Source organism: Arthrobacter sp. Z4-13 (assembly GCF_054792705.1).
The window spans coordinates 208253-227122 of sequence record NZ_CP096459.1 but is presented as its reverse complement, the minus strand read 5'-3'; the positions used below and the strand labels follow the sequence as shown (position 1 = coordinate 227122).

17 protein-coding genes are annotated in these 18870 nt (G+C 65.2%); 8 read left to right on the top strand and 9 right to left on the bottom strand.

Translation table 11 applies throughout. From position 1 onward, the window contains the following. The first annotated feature begins 11 nt into the window (after window positions 1-11). Window positions 12-1703 carry a sensor histidine kinase gene (locus tag M1E07_RS02895; RefSeq protein ID WP_461188803.1) on the top strand — a complete coding sequence of 564 codons (1692 nt, stop codon included), beginning with the start codon at window positions 12-14 and terminating at the stop codon, window positions 1701-1703. 73 nt (window positions 1704-1776) lie between these two features. Here M1E07_RS02895 and M1E07_RS02890 read toward each other — a convergent pair whose 3' ends face one another. Then, window positions 1777-2046, bottom strand: a complete 270-nt coding sequence (locus tag M1E07_RS02890) for a hypothetical protein (RefSeq protein WP_461188802.1) — start codon at window positions 2044-2046, stop codon at window positions 1777-1779. A gap of 118 nt (window positions 2047-2164) precedes the next feature. On the opposite strand from M1E07_RS02890, the gene M1E07_RS02885 reads away from it, so the two are divergent. Next, the gene (locus tag M1E07_RS02885) at window positions 2165-2656 is read left to right on the top strand and encodes an NUDIX domain-containing protein (RefSeq protein ID WP_461188801.1); all 492 of its coding nucleotides are present in this window, start codon (window positions 2165-2167) and stop codon (window positions 2654-2656) included. 47 nt (window positions 2657-2703) lie between these two features. On the opposite strand, the gene M1E07_RS02880 is transcribed toward M1E07_RS02885, so the two are convergent. Genes M1E07_RS02880 through M1E07_RS02860 form a run of 5 tightly spaced genes read right to left on the bottom strand, consistent with a single transcriptional unit; the run spans window position 2704 to window position 6524 of the window. Then, window positions 2704-2964: a hypothetical protein gene (locus M1E07_RS02880; RefSeq protein WP_461188800.1), complete on the bottom strand. Its 261-nt coding sequence runs from the start codon at window positions 2962-2964 to the stop codon at window positions 2704-2706. Window positions 2965-2985: 21 nt separating this feature from the next. Then, a complete protein-coding gene (locus M1E07_RS02875; RefSeq protein WP_461188799.1) occupies window positions 2986-3390 on the bottom strand; it encodes a universal stress protein in 405 nt (134 codons plus the stop codon). Continuing rightward, a complete protein-coding gene (locus tag M1E07_RS02870; protein WP_461188798.1) occupies window positions 3387-4919 on the bottom strand; it encodes a tripartite tricarboxylate transporter permease in 1533 nt (510 codons plus the stop codon). The genes M1E07_RS02875 and M1E07_RS02870 overlap by 4 nt, the downstream gene beginning before the upstream one ends. A 10-nt stretch (window positions 4920-4929) precedes the next feature. After that, on the bottom strand, window positions 4930-5514 hold the full coding sequence (locus M1E07_RS02865) for a tripartite tricarboxylate transporter TctB family protein (RefSeq protein ID WP_461188797.1): 585 nt from the start codon (window positions 5512-5514) through the stop codon (window positions 4930-4932). Window positions 5515-5519: 5 nt separating this feature from the next. Further along, on the bottom strand, window positions 5520-6524 hold the full coding sequence (locus M1E07_RS02860) for a Bug family tripartite tricarboxylate transporter substrate binding protein (RefSeq protein WP_461188796.1): 1005 nt from the start codon (window positions 6522-6524) through the stop codon (window positions 5520-5522). Between the two features lie 142 nt (window positions 6525-6666). Between M1E07_RS02860 and M1E07_RS02855 the strand changes: the two genes are divergently transcribed. The 5 genes from M1E07_RS02855 (at window position 6667) to M1E07_RS02835 (ending at window position 13148) form a co-directional block, all read left to right on the top strand. Further along, window positions 6667-7551: a LysR substrate-binding domain-containing protein gene (locus M1E07_RS02855; protein WP_461188795.1), complete on the top strand. Its 885-nt coding sequence runs from the start codon at window positions 6667-6669 to the stop codon at window positions 7549-7551. A 137-nt stretch (window positions 7552-7688) separates the two neighbouring features. Further along, the gene (kdgD, locus tag M1E07_RS02850; RefSeq protein WP_461188794.1) at window positions 7689-8603 is read left to right on the top strand and encodes a 5-dehydro-4-deoxyglucarate dehydratase; all 915 of its coding nucleotides are present in this window, start codon (window positions 7689-7691) and stop codon (window positions 8601-8603) included. A gap of 24 nt (window positions 8604-8627) precedes the next feature. Continuing rightward, a complete protein-coding gene (locus tag M1E07_RS02845) occupies window positions 8628-10232 on the top strand; it encodes an aldehyde dehydrogenase (NADP(+)) (protein WP_461188793.1) in 1605 nt (534 codons plus the stop codon). Continuing rightward, the gene (locus tag M1E07_RS02840; RefSeq protein WP_461188792.1) at window positions 10229-11557 is read left to right on the top strand and encodes an enolase C-terminal domain-like protein; all 1329 of its coding nucleotides are present in this window, start codon (window positions 10229-10231) and stop codon (window positions 11555-11557) included. Before M1E07_RS02845 ends, M1E07_RS02840 begins: the two co-directional genes overlap by 4 nt. 238 nt (window positions 11558-11795) lie before the next feature. Then, window positions 11796-13148 carry an MFS transporter gene (locus M1E07_RS02835; RefSeq protein ID WP_461188791.1) on the top strand — a complete coding sequence of 451 codons (1353 nt, stop codon included), beginning with the start codon at window positions 11796-11798 and terminating at the stop codon, window positions 13146-13148. 74 nt (window positions 13149-13222) lie between these two features. On the opposite strand, the gene M1E07_RS02830 is transcribed toward M1E07_RS02835, so the two are convergent. From M1E07_RS02830 to M1E07_RS02820, 3 genes are all read right to left on the bottom strand, one after another. Then, window positions 13223-14467 carry a beta-ketoacyl-[acyl-carrier-protein] synthase family protein gene (locus tag M1E07_RS02830; RefSeq protein WP_461188790.1) on the bottom strand — a complete coding sequence of 415 codons (1245 nt, stop codon included), beginning with the start codon at window positions 14465-14467 and terminating at the stop codon, window positions 13223-13225. 5 nt (window positions 14468-14472) lie between these two features. Continuing rightward, window positions 14473-16086, bottom strand: a complete 1614-nt coding sequence (locus M1E07_RS02825) for a peptide chain release factor 3 (RefSeq protein ID WP_461188789.1) — start codon at window positions 16084-16086, stop codon at window positions 14473-14475. 205 nt (window positions 16087-16291) lie between these two features. Then, window positions 16292-17383: an SDR family oxidoreductase gene (locus M1E07_RS02820; protein WP_461188788.1), complete on the bottom strand. Its 1092-nt coding sequence runs from the start codon at window positions 17381-17383 to the stop codon at window positions 16292-16294. A gap of 394 nt (window positions 17384-17777) precedes the next feature. Between M1E07_RS02820 and disA the strand changes: the two genes are divergently transcribed. Beyond that, window positions 17778-18854 carry a DNA integrity scanning diadenylate cyclase DisA gene (gene disA / locus M1E07_RS02815; protein WP_461188787.1) on the top strand — a complete coding sequence of 359 codons (1077 nt, stop codon included), beginning with the start codon at window positions 17778-17780 and terminating at the stop codon, window positions 18852-18854. The last annotated feature ends 16 nt before the right edge of the window (window positions 18855-18870 follow it).

Sequence of the window (18870 nt, the reverse complement as noted above, 5' to 3'; positions counted from 1 at the left end):
GGGCCAGGTTGATGAAGCAACATCAAGAATCGGACAGGGCAGCGCACGGTAACGCCGGTGAGTTGGCCATCAACGGACCCCTGGCGGACCGCATCGATGCGCTGCACGGAAGGCTCGGAGTCCGGGGCCGGGTTGTACTGGCCCAACTGCCCCTCACCATTACCGTTTGCCTCGTGGTGGCGGCCGCGGCGTTATTCAGCCCGGCCACCCTGGCGAGCGACATGTTCCGCGCGGCACTACTGGCCCACGCGGCGATCTTCGCCGCCTGCCTCGCCGTACCTTGGGAGAAGCTGCCCCCAGGCGCGTCTGCGGTCATAGCCATCCTTGACTGCGTAGCCATCGGGTTCACCAGGGAGGCAGGCGGGGCAGCCTTCAACGTGCTGAGCCTCTTGCTGGTGTTTCCCGTCATGTGGCTTTCGGTGCGCCGCCACCGGCACATGCTTTTCCTGGCCGTTGTGGGGGTGGTGCTCAGCACTGTACTTCCCACCGCAGTCGCCGGCTCGGCCCAGACTCCGGCGGCAATGATCAGGATGTTATTCCTGCCCCTTGTGATGTCCGCTATCGCCGTGACAGCGTACGCGGCAGCCGGCATCGTTCTCCGGCAACGCCAAAGACTTCTGCAAAGCGAACACGAGCTCGCGCAGACGCTCGCAGAAAACGTGCGTCGCCAGCGCCTTCTGGATGCAGTGCTGGCAGCGGTGGGAATTGGCGTCTGGGTGGTTGATGCTGAGGGCAGGACCGTCCTGACGAACAAGGCCATGCAGGCTGATCCCGCGCTGGCAGCCCTTGCCGAAACGGCTGGCCTCGGCGGGCTTTACCTGGCCGACCGGTCCTCCCCTGTGCCCCCGTATTTGTCGCCTGTATCGCGCGCCGTGGACGGTTCCACCATCCTGGATGAGCTGTACTGGGCTGGCCATCCCTCAGATCAAGCCCAGCAGCGTGCCTATTCCGTGAGCGCCCACGGCATTCCTGCCGCCGAAGGGAAGGACGGCGGTTCGGTCCTGACATTCGTGGACGTGACCAGGCTGATTAGTGCACTGGCAGCCAAGGACAACTTTGTCGCCACCGTTTCCCACGAGCTGCGCACGCCGCTGACTTCGATACTCGGTTACCTGGAACTGGTACTGGACGAGCCGGGCCACGAGGAAATCCAGGCAGAGCTCCTGGTGGTGCAAAGAAACGCTGAACACCTGCTGGGCCTGGTCAACGACCTCATTGCTGTTGCGTCAGAGCGGATGGAGCTGTCCCTGGAGGACACCGACCTGGCAAAGCTGCTGGCCGAAGTGGTTGACTCGACGATTCCCAAAGCCGCCATGACCGGGATCGAACTGGTGCTCGACGTCGAGCAGCCCCTGCCCGCCCGTGTGGACGCGAACCGGATTCGGCAGGTGTTCGGCAACCTCCTCTCCAACTCAATCAAGTATTCGAATGAGGGTGGACGGATCACGGCGCTGGCGCGAAGGAACGGGGCAGAGCTTTTCTGTTCGATCACGGATTCCGGCGTCGGCATGAGCGCCGAAGAGCAGGAGCAGGCCTTCACGAAGTTCTTCCGGTCAGCCCGGTCCCGTGAAACAGCCATCCCGGGCGCCGGCCTGGGTTTGCCGGTCAGCAAAACCATTATTGAAGCGCACGGCGGTTCAATTGGTCTCGACAGCACCCCCGGTGCGGGTACCACCGCAACCCTCATCCTCCCCGCGCCCTGACAGGCACCACGGAACTGACCCAACCCGAGGCTGACCGGGGAGCGGCTGCTGCCCGTTGGGCAGGGTTAAGAGCTTAGGGGTGCTGCCGAAGCTGGTCCGGATCGTCCCTGTGTGCGTTGAAGAGCCAGCCGGAAACGTCGCTTCGCAGCACCAGGAGCGGGCCGCCGGTAGCGCTGACGTTTCCGGTGGGCACGTAATAGCCACGGCCCGCCCCGGGTCCGCCGGCCGCACGGTCCAGGGCGTCAACCAGGTACCGCGGCAGATGGCCCTGCGGACCAAGAGTGCGAAGCTCATCAAGTTCATCCGGCGTGAGCCGTCCCAAAACCTCAGCGATGTTGGCCATGACGGGTCCCTTCGAGCAGAGTGCCTGAAGGAATAACCTAAAGCAGCGCCATGAACTGCAGGTTAACGTTGGACGGCAGTTTCCGTTCGTTTCGAAACTCACAGGAAGTTGAGGACAAATGCCGGTTTTGAGCGCAGGAATACTGCTGTACAAGAGAACAAACCCGGGGGGCCTGGAGGTCTGGATAGCCCACATGGGCGGACCGTTCTGGACACGCAAGGATGCACATGCCTGGTCAATTCCGAAGGGCGAATATAGGGGGGACGAGGATCCGCTGGCGGCGGCGCTCCGGGAGTTTGCCGAAGAGATGGGATCCCCTGCCCCGGCCGCGGAATACCAGCAGCTCGGACAGTTCCGGCAGCCGTCCGGCAAGGTCATCACGGTTTTCACTGCCGAGCAGGACTTCCGGCCGGAAAAGATCGTCAGCAACACCTTCCCGCTGGAATGGCCCAAGGGTTCAGGCCGGATCCAGCATTACCCGGAAATTGACGACGCCCGCTGGTTTCCGGAGGCGGAAGCCCGGCTCAAGCTGGTGAAGGGCCAGCTGCCGGTCCTTGACGCGCTCACCGAACATATCCGCCGTCGAACGCAAGAAGCCGGCGGCCCCTGAAGGGGCCACCGGCCTCACCGCACACTTATTGGTGATGCCCGCGGCAGCTAGGCCGCAGCAAACTGGCGGTGCTGCGCCACCTTGGTAACGGACACGTCGTCGCCGAAGCACACCATGGTCCTGCCGGCACCGTCGCTGCGGATCAGCCAGAAAACACTCCGGTTGGCGGCGATCATGTCGATCGTTCCAGCGATAACCGTGCCGTGCGAACGAATCTCTACGTGGTCGTTCCTGGAGAGTCTTGACCAATCCGGCACCGGAGCCTGGGTCAGTGGCCTTTCCCGGCGAGTGGGTTTGTGCCTGTACATGCTGGTCCCGTCCTTCGGATACTAGAAGTTGCCGCCGTTGGCCTTGACGGCCAGGACCGGGCGGTCGGCCTGCATCAGGATCCGCTGGGCGTGGCTGCCCAGGATGAACTTGCCTACCTGGGTGCGGTGCCGGAGCCCGATGACGATCAGGGACGCGTTGGCTTCACGGGCCACTTCCAGGAACTCATCGGCAAGGTCGTGCTGGTACGGCGGCTGGACTACCCGGGCCTGCACTCCGGCATCGGTTGCGCGGCGGGCCGCTTCTGCCAGCAGTTCCTCCGGAGCCACGGACTTGTCCACCAGCGCACCTTCCCTGGCGGAGTTGACGATCAGAAGATCCTCGTTCCGCAGCCGGGCCTCGGCGATGCCGGCCGCCAGGGCAGCTTCCCCTGCCGGTGTGGGAACGAATCCAACGACGATGCTCATACCTTCTCCTTGATGTCCGGCTGGGCGGCCGGTGTTATGGCTGTGGACTTGCTCTTGGCGATGGCCTTCCGGATGACCGGAAGCACAGCCACCAGGACAAAAATGATCAGCAGCGTTGCCGAGATAGGACGGCCGAAGAAGCCGATGGGCTCACCGCCGAACATCAGCAGGGAGCGCCGCATGGAGCTTTCCAGCAGTTCCCCAAGCACGAAGGCCAGCACCAGGGGGCCGGGTTCGAAGCCGAACTTTTTCATGAGGTAGCCGACGATGCCGAAGACCACCACGAGCGTCACGTCGAACATGCTGTTGTTGATGGTGTAGGCACCCAGCAGCGTAATGAGGGCGGTGACGGGTGCCAGGATGGCGGCCCTGACGCGGAGGATCCGCACGAAGATCCCCACCAGCGGCAGGCTCATGATGAGCAGCAGGATGTTGCCGATGTACATGGAGTTCACCACGCCCCAGAAGAGCTCCGGGTTCTGCTCCACCAGCTGCGGGCCGGGGGTGACACCCTGGATCAGCAGCGCACCGAACATCAGCGCCATGGTGGCGTTGGCGGGGATGCCAAGCGTCAGCAGCGGAATGAAGGACGATGTGGCGGCAGCATTATTCGCGGTTTCCGGACCGGCGACCCCTTCCGGGGCACCCTTGCCGAAGCGCTCGGGCTGCTTAGCCCGCTTTTTCTCCATGGCGTAGGAGGCCATGGAGGCAATGGTGGCGCCGCCGCCGGGAAGGATGCCCAGGAAGAAGCCCAGCACGGACCCGCGGCCGATGGCCCCTGATGCCTGCTTGAGGTCTCTGCGGGAGGGCCAGACGTTGGCAACTTTCGACGGCGCCTTGGCGGCCCGGTGCCGTTCCTCGAGGTTGTAGAGGATCTCGCCGAGGCCGAAAATACCCATGGCGATCGGCACAAAATCGATGCCGTCAGCCAGTTGCAGGCTGCCGAACGTGAAGCGGCTTTCACCGGTGAAGATGTCGCGGCCAACGGTGGCGAGCAGGAGGCCAAGGGCTGCTGCGATGAGGGCCTTGGCTTTAGATCCGCTGCTGATGGTGGCCACGAGGAGGATGCCGAGCATCGCCAGGGCGGTGTACTCCGGCGCCCCGAAGTCGAGGGCAAAACTTGCCACCAGCGGGGCAAGGAAGGTCAGGCCGATGATTGCCGCGGTTCCACCGATGAAGGAGCCGATGGATGCCAGTCCGAGCGCAGTGCCGGCCCTGCCCTGTTTGGCCATCTGGTAGCCGTCGAACACTGTCACCACGGAGGACGCTTCACCGGGCAGCCGCAGGAGCACGGAGGTGATGGTGCCCCCGTACTGTGCGCCGTAGAAGATCCCGGCCAACATGATGATGGCGGTGACCGGCTCCACGTTGTAGGTGAGCGGAAGCAGGATGGCGATGGTTGCCGCCGGCCCGAGGCCCGGCAGCACACCGATGAGCATGCCGATGACGACGCCGATCAGGCAGTAAAGGAGGTTGGTGGGCTCCAGGACTACCGCGAATCCGTTGATAACGGGATTGAGAAAATCCACGGAAGGTCTCCTAGAAGAGGTGGGGAATAGAGGTGTTCAAGGCGAGGACGAAGATGGCATAAAAACCAATAACGACGCTCGCGCTGACCACCAGGGTGGAGCGCCAGGTTTCACCGCCGAGGAAGCGCATCCAGATGACGCACAGCGCCAGGGCAGGCAGTTCAAAGCCGATCAGCGGCATCAGGGCCACCATCGCAGCGAGGGTCACCAGGCCGGTCAGCGGCGCGGTGGACATTCGCGTGAACTTTTCCGCGTCCCGGTTGTGGCGGCCGGCAATCAGCTGGAACACTCCCAGGGCCACCATGACGCAGCTGATGATGAACGGCCACAGGCCGGGCTGCGGGGTGGCCGGGGTGCCCAGCCCCATGGCCATTGAAAGAACGGCTGCAGCAATGCCGACGCCGAGAACCACCAACGACGAAGCAGCGTTGGCGAGAGCGCCGGCTGCGGGAGGCTTTTCCTCCTCCCACTGGGCTGCCAGCTGCTCCGGCGTCAGGTCGTCCAGGACTTCGTCCGGGAGGGACTGCGGGGCGTCCCCGCCGGAGGCAGCAGTATCGCTGCTGCCTCCGGCGGGTCCTGCGGGGGTTCCTTTCACAGGAATCACTTATTTCCGCTCAGGCTGATGTCGTACTTCTCCACCAGTTCCTTGTACTTAGCGGCGTAGCCCTTCCACTCAGTGACTACTTCCTCCCCGGAGATCTCCTTGGGAGTCAGCATGTTTTTCTCGTTGAACTCCTTGTAGGCGTCCGACTTGAAGGTTTCCTGGAACGCGGCGAGGAGCTTGTCCTTGACGTCCTGCGGCGTGCCCTTGGGCGCGGCCACGGCCCGGTACTGGGCCACGGGAACGTCATAGCCTGCTTCCTTCGCCGTCGGGGTGTCCTTCAGGAAGCTGTTGCGTTCCTCGGAAAAGACCAGGAGCGGGGACACCTTCCCTGCCTGGATCTGCGGCATGGCTTCGCCGAGCTGAATGGTGGCGAGCTCCACCTGGTTGCCCAGGACGGCCGTCAGGGCAGGCTTGCCGCTGTCAAAGGGGATGTCCGTGCCGGTGACTTTGGCCTGCTTAAAGAGCACCGTCTGGGCCAGCTGGCTTCCGGTGCCAACACCGGTGGTGCCGAACGTGACGCTGCGGCCGGCATCGGTCACGTCCTTGAAGCTCTTGAAGCCTGACTCGGCGCTGGCCACCAGGACGTAGTCGTCTTGGGAGAGTCCGGCGATGATATCCAGGTCGTCGATGTTGACGGCCTCATCCGGTGTCACTGCCAACGGGGTGATGGTAATGAGGGAGGCGGTCAGCAGGACCAGCTCTTGGCCGTCAGCGGGTTTGCCGGCCACTTCCTTGGTTGCCAGGGCGCCGTTGGCGCCGGGCTTGTTGACCACGGGCATCGGCTGGCCGAGGGTCTTGGAAGCACCCTCGGCGAGGGCGCGGGCGATGAGGTCGGTACTGCCGCCGGCAGCCTGGCCTACTGAGAGGTTGACGGGACCGGACGGGTATTTAGCGGAATCGGCCGTGCCGCCGCCGGCGACATTGCCGCAAGCCGTCAGCGCCAACAGCGTGACGGCGGACGCCGCTCCGAGAATGGCTCGGCGTGTGGGGAAGTGCATCATTGGTACTCCTAGTTGGCACGGCGGGCGTTGGGGCCCGGAACATCTGTGAAGCGGGTCACCCCGTTCGCTTTGTCGAGTGTAGGGAGTGGTTATGATGCATGTCTAAGCCCAAATCTGCATCATTTGATACCTGGAAGGCATCATGTTTACTTTTGACCAGCTGGCCGGCTTCATTGCAGTGGCCGAGGAGCTTCACTTCGGGCGGGCGGCGGAGCGGTTGAACATGACCCAGCCCCCGCTGAGCCGCCAGATTCAAAAGCTGGAGAAGACCGTCGGGGTTGAGCTGCTTGAACGGGACAACAGGAAAGTCGAACTGACGCACGCGGGGCAGACGTTCCTGGAGGAGGCCCGCCGGTTGATGGCGCTGGCCGAACGCGCCCCGGTGACCGCCCGGCGGATCGCCTCGGGACGCTCCGGCCTGCTGCGTATCGGGTTTACTGCTGCCAGCGGCTTCAGCATCCTGGGCCCGCTGCTGGAGGAGCTCTCGGCGATCATTCCAGAGGTGGATGTGGACCTGCAGGAACTGGTCACTGGAGATCAGCTCCACGGCCTGCTGACCGGCGAACTTGATTTGGGCCTGGCCCGCCCTCCGTTCGACAAGGAGACCTTCGACTCCCATCTGCTCTACCGCGAGTCCATGGTGCTGGCCGTCCCGTCCGGCCACCCCTTGACACTGCTGGCGCGGGATATCTCGCCGGAAGACTTCAAGGTGGAACCGTTGATCATGCACTCGCCAACCCAGGCCCGCTATTTCTACGACCTGGTGATCAGGATGCTCCCCATACGGCACGCGAATGTGGTGCACACCGTGAGCCAGATCCTAACGATGGTGTCGCTGGTAGCGGCCAAGCGGGGGGTGGCCTTTGTGCCGCACTCGGCCACCCTGCTGGGCATCAAGGGCGTCGAGTTCCTGCCACTCGTGGCAGGCGACGGGGAGCAGGTGGAACTGCATGCGATCTGGAACCGCAGGATCACCAACCCCGCGCTGGCCCGCCTGCTGCGTGACCTTATGTTCTCGATGGAATGAAGTCTGCGCGGCAAGGACCATGCCCGGAGGGTATCAATACATTCAAAAAAGCACTTGGACAGGCATAATTTGCCCTCCTAGTCTGGAAAGGAATCATCAGCCCGCCGCCCGCGGCACACACACCGGAGGACCACACCGTGGCAAAGTACTCACCCCAGGAACTGGCGGACACCCTCAAGGAAGGCCTGCTGTCCTTCCCTGTCACCTCGTTCGACGCAGAGCTGCAGTTCGACGAGGAGAACTACCGCAAGCACCTGGCGTGGCAGGCAAGCTTCCCGGTGGCCGGCCTGTTCGCGGCCGGCGGTACCGGTGAGGGTTTCTCGCTCACTCCGGCCGAGTCAGAGCGCGTAGTGCGCACCGCCGTCGAGGAAGTGGGCAACCAGGTTCCTGTCCTGGCGTCCGCAGGCGGCTCCACCGCCCAGGCCATCGAGAATGCCAAAGCTGCGGAAGCAGCCGGCGCGGACGGCCTCCTGCTGCTCCCGCCGTACCTCACCGAAGCGGACCAGGGCGGCCTGGTTGAGCATGTCAGCGCCATCTGCAGCGCCACCTCCCTCGGCGTGATCATCTACAACCGCGCCAACGCCATCTACAAGGACACCACCGTGGCCACCCTGGCCGACCGCCACGAAAACCTCATCGGCTTCAAGGACGGGGTGGGCGACCTCGAGCACGACGCCCGCGTTTACGCCAAGCTGGGCGACCGGCTCTTCTACCTGGGCGGCCTGCCCACCGCGGAAACTTTCGCGCTGCCGCTGCTGCAGCTTGGCATGAGCACCTACTCCAGCGCCATGTACAACTTCGTCCCGCAGTTCGCCCTCGACTTCTACCAGGATGTCCGCAACAACGACCGCGTGGCTGTGAACAAGAAGCTCAATGACTTCGTGATCCCGTACCTGGACATCCGCGACCGCGTGAAGGGCTACTCTGTCTCCATCGTCAAGGGCGGCCTGGACGCAATCGGCCGCTCCGCAGGTCCGGTCCGCCCGCCGCTTCAGAACCTCGCCGAGCAGGACCTCGCAGACCTCAAAGCCCTCATCGCCCGCGTTTCCTAACCGTCCCAGACACAGGAGGAATCCATGACCCTCACCGGACATTCCCTGATTGCCGGCCAGCCTGTTGTTGGCCAAGGCAAGACCACTTTCGGCTTCAACCCGGCCAGCAACGAGGCGCTCGAGCCGGCCTACACCCTGCTCACCGAAGGCCAGCTCAAGCAGGCTACTACGGCTGCGTCGGAGGCCTTCGCGTCGTTCAGCACCCTTGACCCTGACACCCACGCTGCCTTCCTCGAAGCCATCGCGGACAACATCGAGGCCATCGGCGATGAACTCCTCGTCCGCGCCGGCCAGGAAACCGGCCTGCCCGCGGCCCGGCTCCAGGGCGAACGTGCCCGCACCACAGGCCAGTTGCGGCTCTTCGCGAACGTGGTCCGGCAGGGCGACTTCCGCGGCGTCCGCATCGATCCCGCCATCCCCGACCGCACTCCGCTGCCCCGCGCCGACATCCGCCAGCGCCAGATCCCCCTCGGCCCGGTCGCCGTGTTCGGGGCCAGCAACTTCCCGCTTGCCTTCTCGACGGCGGGTGGAGACACTGCCTCCGCTCTCGCCGCAGGCTGCCCCGTGGTCTTCAAGGCCCACAACGCCCACCCCGGCACCAGCGAACTCGTGGGCCAGGCAATCGCCAAAGCCGTCAAGGACACCGGCCTGCACCCTGGTGTGTTCTCCCTGATCTACGGCCCCGGCGCGAGCATCGGGCAGGCCCTCGTTTCCGACCCCGTCATCAAAGCCGTCGGCTTCACCGGCTCCCAGGCCGCCGGCGTCGCCCTGATGCGCACCGCCGGCGCCCGCCCTGAGCCGATTCCCGTCTACGCGGAAATGTCCTCACTGAACCCGGTCTTCGTGTTCGAAGGCGCACTCAAGGGTGACATCGACGCCCTTGCGCAGCAGTACGTCACCGCCGTCACCGGCAGCTCAGGCCAGCTGTGCACGTCCCCCGGCCTGCTCTTCGCCCCCGAAGGCGAACTGGGCGACAAACTTGCTGCCGCCGTCGGACGCGCCGTCGCAGCGTGCGCCGGGCAGACCATGCTCACCGAAGGCATCGCCACGTCCTGGAACACCGGAACCGAAGCACTCGGCAAGGCCGAAGGCGTCGAACTTCTCGGCCAAGGCACCCCGGGGGAAACCAGGAACGCCCCGGGGCCGGCCATCTTCGGCACCGGCGTGACCCAGTTTGTGAACAACCACGTCCTGCACGAGGAAATCTTCGGTGCCGCGTCCCTGGTGATCCGCTACTCCTCCATGGAGGACCTGCTCCAGGCCGCCGCCCGCATCGAAGGCCAGCTGACCGCCTCGCTGCAGCTCACCGAAGCGGACTACCCGACGGCGGCTCCCCTGATCCCCGTTCTCGAACAGAAAGTGGGCCGCATCATCGTTAACGGCTGGCCCACCGGCGTCGAAGTAGGCCATGCCATGGTCCACGGCGGCCCCTTCCCCGCCACCTCCGACACCCGCACCACCTCCGTGGGAACCCTCGCGATCAACCGCTTCCTCCGCCCGGTCGCCTACCAGAACATCCCCCAGGAACTCCTGCCTGCCTCCTTGCAGGACACCAACCCGTGGCACCTCAACCGCCGTATCAACGGCGACGTGGTTCCCGCAGCAGCAAAGGCAGAGGTCAGCGCATGAGCAACCGGCCCACCATCGCCGGCGTCGAGGTTGTTCCCGTCGCCGGGTACGACAGCATGCTGATGAACCTCAGCGGCGCGCACGGCCCCTTCTTCACCCGCAACATCGTCATCATTACCGACTCGGAGGGCCGCACCGGCCTCGGCGAGGTCCCCGGTGGCGAGAAGATCCGCACCACCATCGAGGAAGCCGGCGCGCTGATCAGCGGCAAGCCGGTGGCCCGCTACCGCTCGCTCCTGCGCGAGGTTGCCGCGGAGTTCGCCGACCGCGACGCCGGCGGCCGCGGCCTGCAGACCTTCGACCTGCGCACCACGGTCCACGCCGTGACCGCCGTCGAGTCAGCCCTGCTGGATTTGCACGGGCAGTTCCTGGGCGTCCCCGTGGCTGAACTGCTCGGCGACGGGCAGCAGCGCACGTCCGTGCCCATGCTGGGCTACCTCTTCTTCGTTGGCGACCACCAGCGGACCGACCTGCCCTACCTCGTGGAGGACGCGCCGGCGGACCGCTGGGAGGAGCTCCGGCGCCAGGAGGCCATGACTCCGGAAGCCGTCGTCGCGCTGGCGGAAGCTGCACAGGAACGCTACGGCTTCAGCGACTTCAAGCTTAAGGGCGGCGTGCTGGCCGGCGACGACGAGGTTGACGTGGTGACGGCGCTGGCCAAGCGTTTCCCGGAGGCGCGGGTGACGCTGGACCCGAACGGCGGCTGGCTCCTGGAGGAGGCGATCAGGCTCGGCAAGCGGATGCAGGGCGTGGTGGCCTACGCAGAGGACCCGTGCGGTGCCGAAGGGCGCTTCTCAGGCCGCGAAGTAATGGCGGAATTTCGCCGCGCCACCGGGCTGAAGACGGCCACGAACATGATCGCCACTGACTGGCGGGAAATGTCCCACGCCATCCGCAGCAACGCCGTGGACATTCCGCTGGCCGACCCGCACTTCTGGACCATGCACGGCTCAGTCCGGGTGGCGCAGATGTGCCACGAGTTCGGCCTCACCTGGGGCTCGCACTCGAACAACCACTTCGACATTTCGCTGGCCATGTTCACGCACACCGGCGCCGCGGCTCCCGGCGAGATCACGGCCCTGGACACCCACTGGATCTGGCAGGACGGCCAGGGCCTGACCAGGAATCCCCTGCAGATCAAGGACGGCGCCATCGAGGTGCCGGCAGCCGCCGGCCTGGGCATCGAGCTGGACCGCGACGCCCTGGGCAAGGCGCACCAGCTGTACCTGGAGCACGGCCTGGACGCCCGCGACGACAGCATCGGCATGCAGTACTACGTTGACGGCTGGTCCTTCGACCCCAAGCGGCCCTGCCTGGTCCGGTAGTCAGTCCGCCGAGGCATTACCTGCGGCCCCTTCCGCCCTGCAACCGCAGCGTGGAAGGGGCCGCGGGCGTTTCCGCCGCAGGCTGCCGGGGCCATGCCCGCAGGGCATAAAGCGATGCCCAAGGCGTGTTGGACGTGCATCACACCGGCACCCTAAAGTAGGAGGGTCGCTGTGGCAGGCCCCACATATTCCCCGCCCCACAGCCGGCCCGCAATCTCTATCCCAAAGGAAATTTTTAATGATGTCTGTGGACAATGCTGTCTCGGATGTGGCCACAGCCACGAGAAAGTTCTTCAAGCGCGTGCTGCCCATCATGCTGGTCATGCTGGTCTGCAACCAGCTGAACCGCTCCAACATCGGCTACGCCCAGGACCACCTCCAGGCTGACGTGGGCATCGGCGCCGCCGCCTACGGCTTCGGCGCAGGGCTGTTCTTCATTGCCTACGCCATCTTCGAACTGCCCAGCAATGTGATGATGGAGAAGTACGGCGCCAAGGTGTGGCTGGCCCGCATCATGGTCAGCTGGGGCATCGTCTCCTTCCTGATGGCGTTCGTCCAGAACGAGACCATGTTCTATGTGCTGCGCTTCCTGCTGGGTGCCGCAGAGGCCGGCTTCTTCCCCGCCGTCATCTTCTACTTCGCCCGCTGGGTTCCTGCAGGCCAGCGCGGCAAGGCCACGGCCATCTTCATTGCGGGCTCGTCCATCGCCGCCGCACTGTCGGGCCCCATCGCCGGGATGCTGCTCAGCCTCCACGGCGCCCTTGGGCTGCGTGGCTGGCAGTGGCTCTTCGGCTTCGAAGGCGCCCTGTCCGTAGTTGTGGGTTTTACCGTTTTCTTCCTCCTGGACGCCAAAATCAAGGACGCCAAGTGGCTCACCGCAGCTGAAAAGACCGCCCTGTCCCAGGCGATTGCGGACGAGGACGCGCAGCACATCACAGCGGGCGGCGGCAAGATCAACCGCTGGAAGATGCTCCTGAACCCGCAGATCCTGCTGCTGTGCGGCATCTACTTCTCCATCCAGCTGTCCATCTACGCCAACACGTTCTGGCTCCCCAGCATCATCAAGCAGATCCCCGGCACCACCGACCTCACCGTCGGCTTCCTGTCCTCCATCCCGTGGGTCTGCGCCGTGTTTGCCATGTACTTCGCCGCGAAGCTTCAGGACAAGGCCAAGTCCAAGCGCCCGCTGCTGGTGGTTGCACTCCTGGTCGCAGCAGTTGGCACCTTCGCGGCAGCCATCGCGTCACCGGTCATGGCCCTGGTATTCCTGGCCATTGCCGCCATGGGCTTCAAGAGCGCCTCCCCGCTGTTCTGGACCATCCCGCAGTCCGGGCTGCACCCACTGGTGCTTGCCCCGGCCATCGCCATCATCAACTCGCTGGGCAACCTGGGCGGCTTTGTTGCCCCGTTCGGCTTCGGCATCATCAAAGAGCAGACCGGAAGCGTCATCCCGGGCCTGTTTGCGCTGGCCGCGGCCTCCACCATCGCGGCGGGCCTGGTGTACTTCCTGAAGGAACGCCGCAGTGCACAAGATGCAGCGCCGGAGGCACGCGAAGTTCCAGTGGAGGCACCGGTTCCGAGCCGGGTTTAGCGCCCAGCAGGCCCGGGTAGGAACCCGTCGGTCAGCACATAAAGCCCGGGCCAGGAACTGGCCCGGGCTTTATGCTACGAGCCGGTAATTACCAGGGCAACGCTGTGCCCGCCGAAACCGAAGGCATTCACCAGGCCCGCCGGGGCATTGTCCGGTTGGAGCTGGCGGACGTCTTCGGCGACGACGTTAAGGTCCACCTCGGGGTCAAGCTCCTGCACGTTGAGTGTTCCCGGGAGCATGCCGGTACGCAGGGCCTCAACCACCACCACCGCCGCGAGCGCACCGGCGCCGCCCAGCAGGTGGCCGGTATGGCCCTTGGTGGACGTAACCGGAATGTTCGGACCGAAAATCGCATTGATTGCCTGGCCCTCCAGCCGGTCCCCCACAGGCGTGGAGGTGGCGTGGGCATGCACAAACCCGATGTCTTCGGCCGCCAAACCGGCGGACTCAAGCGCCTTCTGCATAACCCGCCGCTGCATGGCAGGATCGGCGGCCACAATGTCGTTCGCGTCTGATGTCACCGCGCCGCCTGCCACGGCACCCAGCACGGCTGCGCCGCGGGCGAGGGCGTGCTCCTCGCTCTCCAGCACCACCACGCCGGCGCCCTCCGCGAGGACAAACCCGTCACGGCCGCCGTCGAACGGGCGTGATGCCCGCTGCGGATCACCGGCCCGGGTGGACAGCGCGCGGATCTGGGAAAAGCCGGTGATCACCAGGTCGTTGACCGAGGCGTCAACGCCGCCGGCAATAACGACGTCGGCTGCGCCGGAGCGGATCATCTCGGCTGCCTGGACAATCGCTTCGGCCCCGGACGCGCAGGCGCTGACAGGGGTCCGGGCGCCGCCGCGGGCACCGAGGTCGATGGAGACCCATGCCGCCGGACCGTTGACCATGAGGCGGGTAAGCGTGTGCGGTGAGACTTTGCGGGGACCCGATTCTGCAAGGGTCCGGTCCTGCTCCAGGGTGGAGCCGAGCCCGCCATACGCGGAGCCGATCACCACGGCGAAGCGTTCCGGGTCCACCTCAGGGGCGCCGGCCTGTTTCCAGGCTTCGCGGGCGGCGATGAGCGCAAGCTGTCCGCAGCGGTCCATGCGCTTCATTTCGCGCGTGCTGAGGTGGGCGGAAAGGTCAGTGGTGACCCGTCCGGCAATCTTCACGGGCAACTGTTCCGCCCATGCGTCCTCAAGCGGTGCGATGCCGGACTTCCCGGCCACCAGCGCGGACCAGGTTTCGGCCACTGAGGAGCCAAGCGGATTGATGGTGCCTACGCCAGTGACCAGCGCGCGCGGTTGAACCGCGCCTTCTTGAACAGCGTTCACGGTTCCTACTTTGCGGGGTTGTGGGTGCCGATGGGCACGAGGGTGAGGTCCGGGTGGTTTTTTTCGATCCGGCGAAGGGCCCAAACGTCATTGAACAAAGCGAGGTACTCGCCGTCGGACCGCAGCAGCACCTCGGCGCCCGGTACGTTTGCGAGCGCAGGCATGGCATCCGCCGTCGAGATCCTGGCGATGGAGTAAGGCAGGCGCTCCAGCCGCATGGGGGCGCTGAAGTCGTGCGCCATCCGGTCCTCCACCACCTCGAACTGCATGGGGCCGACGGCGGCAAGCACCGGCGCCTGGTCCCCGCGGACGTCGGAGCGGAGCACCTGGATAACGCCCTCGTGCTCCAACTGCTCGATGCCGCGGCGGAACTGCTTGAACTTGCTGGGGTCCTTGGAGCGGGCCACCTGGAAGTGTTCCGGAGCGAACAGCGGGATGGCCGGGTACTCCACGGCGTCCTCGAGGAAGAGGCTGTCCCCCACGCGCAGGGAGGACGCGTTCACCAGGCCCACCACGTCGCCCGGGTAGGCCTCATCGATCACTTCGCGTTCGCGGCCGAACACCTGCTGCGCGTACTTCGTGGCGAACGATTTGCCGGTGCGGGTCTGGGTGACCACCATGCCGCGCTCGAAGACGCCGGAGCAGACCCGGATGAAGGCCACGTGGTCGCGATGGGCCTTGTTCATGCCGGCCTGCACCTTGAAGACGAAGCCGGAGAACGGGGAAGCCACCGGACGGGGAGTGCCGTCCACATCCGGCCGCGGAGCTGCCGGCGGGGCGAAATCCACCAGCGCGTCCAGCAGTTCCTTGACACCGAAGTTGAGCGCGGCTGAGCTGAACAGGATGGGGGTGGCCTTGCCGGCGTGGAAGCTTTCGACGTCGAACTCCAGGTTCGATTCGATGACCAGACCGGCCTCGTCCACGGCATCGGACCAGTTGCTGCCCTGGCTTTCGGCCGCTTCCTCCGGGGTGAAGTACTCGGTGAGGGCGATCTGCGCGCCGGCGTTATTGCGCTGGAAGCGGGCGAATCGGTCATTGCGCAGGTCCCAGACACCGCGGAAGTCGCCGGAGATGCCCACGGCCCAGGTCAGCGGCATGGGCTGCAGCCCGGTGCGCTCGGTGATCTCATCCATCAGGGCGAGCGCGTCCAGGCCCGGCCGGTCCCACTTGTTGATGACGGTGATGATGGGCAGGTTCCGCTGTTTGCAGACTTCGAACAGCTTCATGGTCTGGGTTTCCAGGCCCTTGGCGGCGTCCACGAGCATCACTGCGCAGTCGACGGCGGCGAGCACCCGGTATGTATCCTCGGAGAAGTCTGCGTGGCCGGGGGTGTCGAGGAGGTTGATGACGGTGTCCCGGTAGGAGAACTGCAGCGCCGCGGAGCTGATGGAGATGCCGCGGTCCTTTTCCATCTGCATCCAGTCCGAGACGGTTTCCTTGCGGTTGGCCTTGCCGCTGGAGGCGCCGGCGGTGCCAATCACCTTCGCGTGCAGGGCGAGCGCTTCAGTCAGCGTGGACTTGCCGGCGTCAGGGTGCGAAATAACAGCAAAGGTCCGACGCCGGGCCGCCTGTTTGTGAATCTCGTGGACCCGGGCGGGGCTAAGGACATCTTGGGACACGGTGCTACTTTCGCTGCGGTTTGGGCAACCCCGGGCACTGCCTCATCAGGCGCTGCGGCTGGGGACCGGGGGAACGGGCTGGCAAACAGCCAAGTTCCAGTTTATCGCAGGGCTGCAACCGGCTTCGGCAGGGCGTTTCACCCAGCCAATGTCCGTCCCCGTTCCCTGCAATTTCCCGGCAGTCCTCCGGCTCCTGGCGCCATGGTCAGGGAATGAGGTTCTCCGCCCGGTAACGGTCAAACAGTGCGATGAACGCGTCAAACGTCCGCCGGTACCCGGTGAACCCGGCATCGCGGCTCTTGCCCATGTCCGTTACTACCTCGATGTTGCGTCCCAAGTCGCTGTCCGTGTGCCACCAGGACGCCAGCCGGTCCAAGTCCGGCTCGCTGAGGTTATGGCGCCCGGCAAGTTCCCTCCACTGGTCTTCCCGGCCTGACATGGACTGTTCGAGTGGGCGGGGTTGCCCCTCGAACCCCTCCCACTCCACACCGAAGTAGGCGGCGAGCTTCGGCCACATCCAGCGCCAGCGGAACACATCGCCGTTGACGATGTTGAAGGCCTCGTTGGCGGCCTTCGGTGTGGTGGCCGCCCAGATCATGTGTTCGGCGAGCAGGCCGGCTTCCGTCATGTCGGTCAGGCCGTTCCACTGCATCTCGGATCCCGGAAAAACGAACGGCTCGCCGTTTTCCCTGCAAAGGGTCGCCTGCGCGGCGAGCGTAAGTCCCATGTTCATGGCATTGCCCACCGCGTGCCCGATGACCGTGTGCGCGCGGTGGACGGACCAGGTGAACCCTTGCTCAGCCGCCGCGGCCCACAGCTCATCCTCCTGCGCGTAGTAGAAGTTCCGCACCGGCAGGCGCGGTTCCTCCTCGTGGAATGGCGTGTCCGCCATCTCTCCGGCTGCGTATGCCTCGAAGGGTCCGAGGTAGTGCTTGAGACCAGTCATCAGGGCCACGTGGGCCACATTCTTGCCGCGGAGTGCAGCGAGGAGATCGCGGACCATGCCGGCGTTGACGGTGATGTTCTCCTCCTCCGTGTCACGCCGCGACCATGCCGTAAAGAAGACATGCGAAGGGTTTTCGGGCCCGAGCACAGCTGCCAATGATGCAGCCGAGGTCAGGTCTGCGGAGAGCCACCGGACACCGGGGCGCTCCGCCCCGGCGTTGCGGGACAGGGCGAGGACGGTCCACCCTTCGGCGGCCAAATTGTCCACAAGGGCTGACCCTGCAATTCCCGTGGCCCCCACTACGAGAGCCGTGCGCTGGGTAAGCGTTGTTGTTCCTGCGCCGAAATCCAATGGTGCTCCTTCTGGTTGGTGCTTCCCGCGCCCCGCCCGGGCCAGGTGATTTGGCTCCGATGGGGACGTGCACTGCGGGCACGGCGGGCATAAAGCGGTCGTCGGTTCAGTAGCGACAAGCCACTGACTCCGGCAGATATTCCTGCAACCGCCGGCGGCCAATAAACGAAGCGGAAGCAAAAGTACCCACCCGGCCACCCGCCGTCCAACACGTTCCCGGCCCACTTCGGCATGTCCCCCCGCGGGGTACTTTAGGGCTTGCCCGTGCGGAAGTTGGCATTCTTGCCCCTATCATTGAGCTTGCGGGAAAATGAGTACTTTTGTTCCTGCCGGCGAAGCGTGAAAGCCGGCATTTCTGCGGGCGACAGTCCGCACCTTTGAAGGGAAACACCTGATGGCGCGGAGCCCCGAAGAATCTCTGAGGGCAACTTTGGGCAGGGTGGCACCCGGAACGCCGCTCCGCGACGGCCTTGAGCGCATCCTCCGGGGGCGGACCGGCGCCCTGATCGTACTTGGCTCGGACCGGACCATAGACTCCATCTGCTCGGGTGGCTTCGACATCGGCATCGACTTCTCCCCCACCCGCCTGCGCGAGCTTGCCAAGATGGACGGCGCCATAATCTGTGACAAGGACGCCGGCAACATCCTCCGCGCGGCCGTCCAGCTCGTCCCGGACTCCAGCATTGAAACCCAGGAATCCGGCACCCGCCACCGCACCGCAGAGCGGGTTGCCATCCAGACCGGTGTGCCCGTCATCTCCGTCAGCCAGTCGATGCAGATCATCGCCCTGTACGTCAACGGGCTGCGCCACGTCCTGGAGGGCTCGGAGAAGGTTTTGGCGCGCGCCAACCAGGCCCTCGCCACCCTCGAACGCTACCGCTCGCGCCTGGACCAGGTCACCAGCTCGCTGTCTGCCTTGGAGATTGAAGCGATGGTGACGGTCCGGGATGTGGCCGTCACCCTGCAGCGGCAGGAAATGGTCCGCCGCATCTCGGAAGAGATCTCCCAGTACGTCCTGGAACTGGGAGAAGACGGCCGCCTCCTCTCGCTCCAGCTTGACGAGCTCACCGTGGGCCGCGGGCCCGGAAGCGACGTCATCATCCGCGATTACGCCTCGCCTCAAGCCTCCCCTGAGGACATTGAAAAAGCCGTCAGTGCCCTGGTGAACCTCGGGCCCACCGAGTTGATTGACCTCGGCAAAATCTCGGGGATCGTCGGCTTTGCGGGCGGCGAGGCGAACCTGGATGCCGTGGTGCAGCCCCGCGGCTACCGCTTGCTCTCGGGGCTGAAGGCAGTTCCGAAGGCCGTGGCGGACCGGCTGGTGGACCACTTCGGCGGGCTCCAGTTCCTGATGGCAGCCACCATCGATGATTTGATGACCGTGGACGGCATCGGCGACCAGCGAGCCCGGACAGTGCGGGAAGGCCTGAGCCGGATGGCCGAAGCAAGCCTGCTGGACCGTTTCCTGTAGGGCTTCCCCGGACCTC

Bases quoted from the DNA above. Each gene is read 5' to 3' on its own strand.
- M1E07_RS02895 (WP_461188803.1), top strand. From the start codon at position 12: ATGAAGCAACATCAAGAATCGGACAGGGCAGCGCACGGTAACGCCGGT.
- M1E07_RS02890 (WP_461188802.1), bottom strand. From the start codon at position 2,046: ATGGCCAACATCGCTGAGGTTTTGGGACGGCTCACGCCGGATGAACTT.
- M1E07_RS02885 (WP_461188801.1), top strand. From the start codon at position 2,165: ATGCCGGTTTTGAGCGCAGGAATACTGCTGTACAAGAGAACAAACCCG.
- M1E07_RS02880 (WP_461188800.1), bottom strand. From the start codon at position 2,964: ATGTACAGGCACAAACCCACTCGCCGGGAAAGGCCACTGACCCAGGCT.
- M1E07_RS02875 (WP_461188799.1), bottom strand. From the start codon at position 3,390: ATGAGCATCGTCGTTGGATTCGTTCCCACACCGGCAGGGGAAGCTGCC.
- M1E07_RS02860 (WP_461188796.1), bottom strand. From the start codon at position 6,524: ATGATGCACTTCCCCACACGCCGAGCCATTCTCGGAGCGGCGTCCGCC.
- M1E07_RS02855 (WP_461188795.1), top strand. From the start codon at position 6,667: ATGTTTACTTTTGACCAGCTGGCCGGCTTCATTGCAGTGGCCGAGGAG.
- M1E07_RS02845 (WP_461188793.1), top strand. From the start codon at position 8,628: ATGACCCTCACCGGACATTCCCTGATTGCCGGCCAGCCTGTTGTTGGC.
- M1E07_RS02840 (WP_461188792.1), top strand. From the start codon at position 10,229: ATGAGCAACCGGCCCACCATCGCCGGCGTCGAGGTTGTTCCCGTCGCC.
- M1E07_RS02835 (WP_461188791.1), top strand. From the start codon at position 11,796: ATGATGTCTGTGGACAATGCTGTCTCGGATGTGGCCACAGCCACGAGA.
- disA (WP_461188787.1), top strand. From the start codon at position 17,778: ATGGCGCGGAGCCCCGAAGAATCTCTGAGGGCAACTTTGGGCAGGGTG.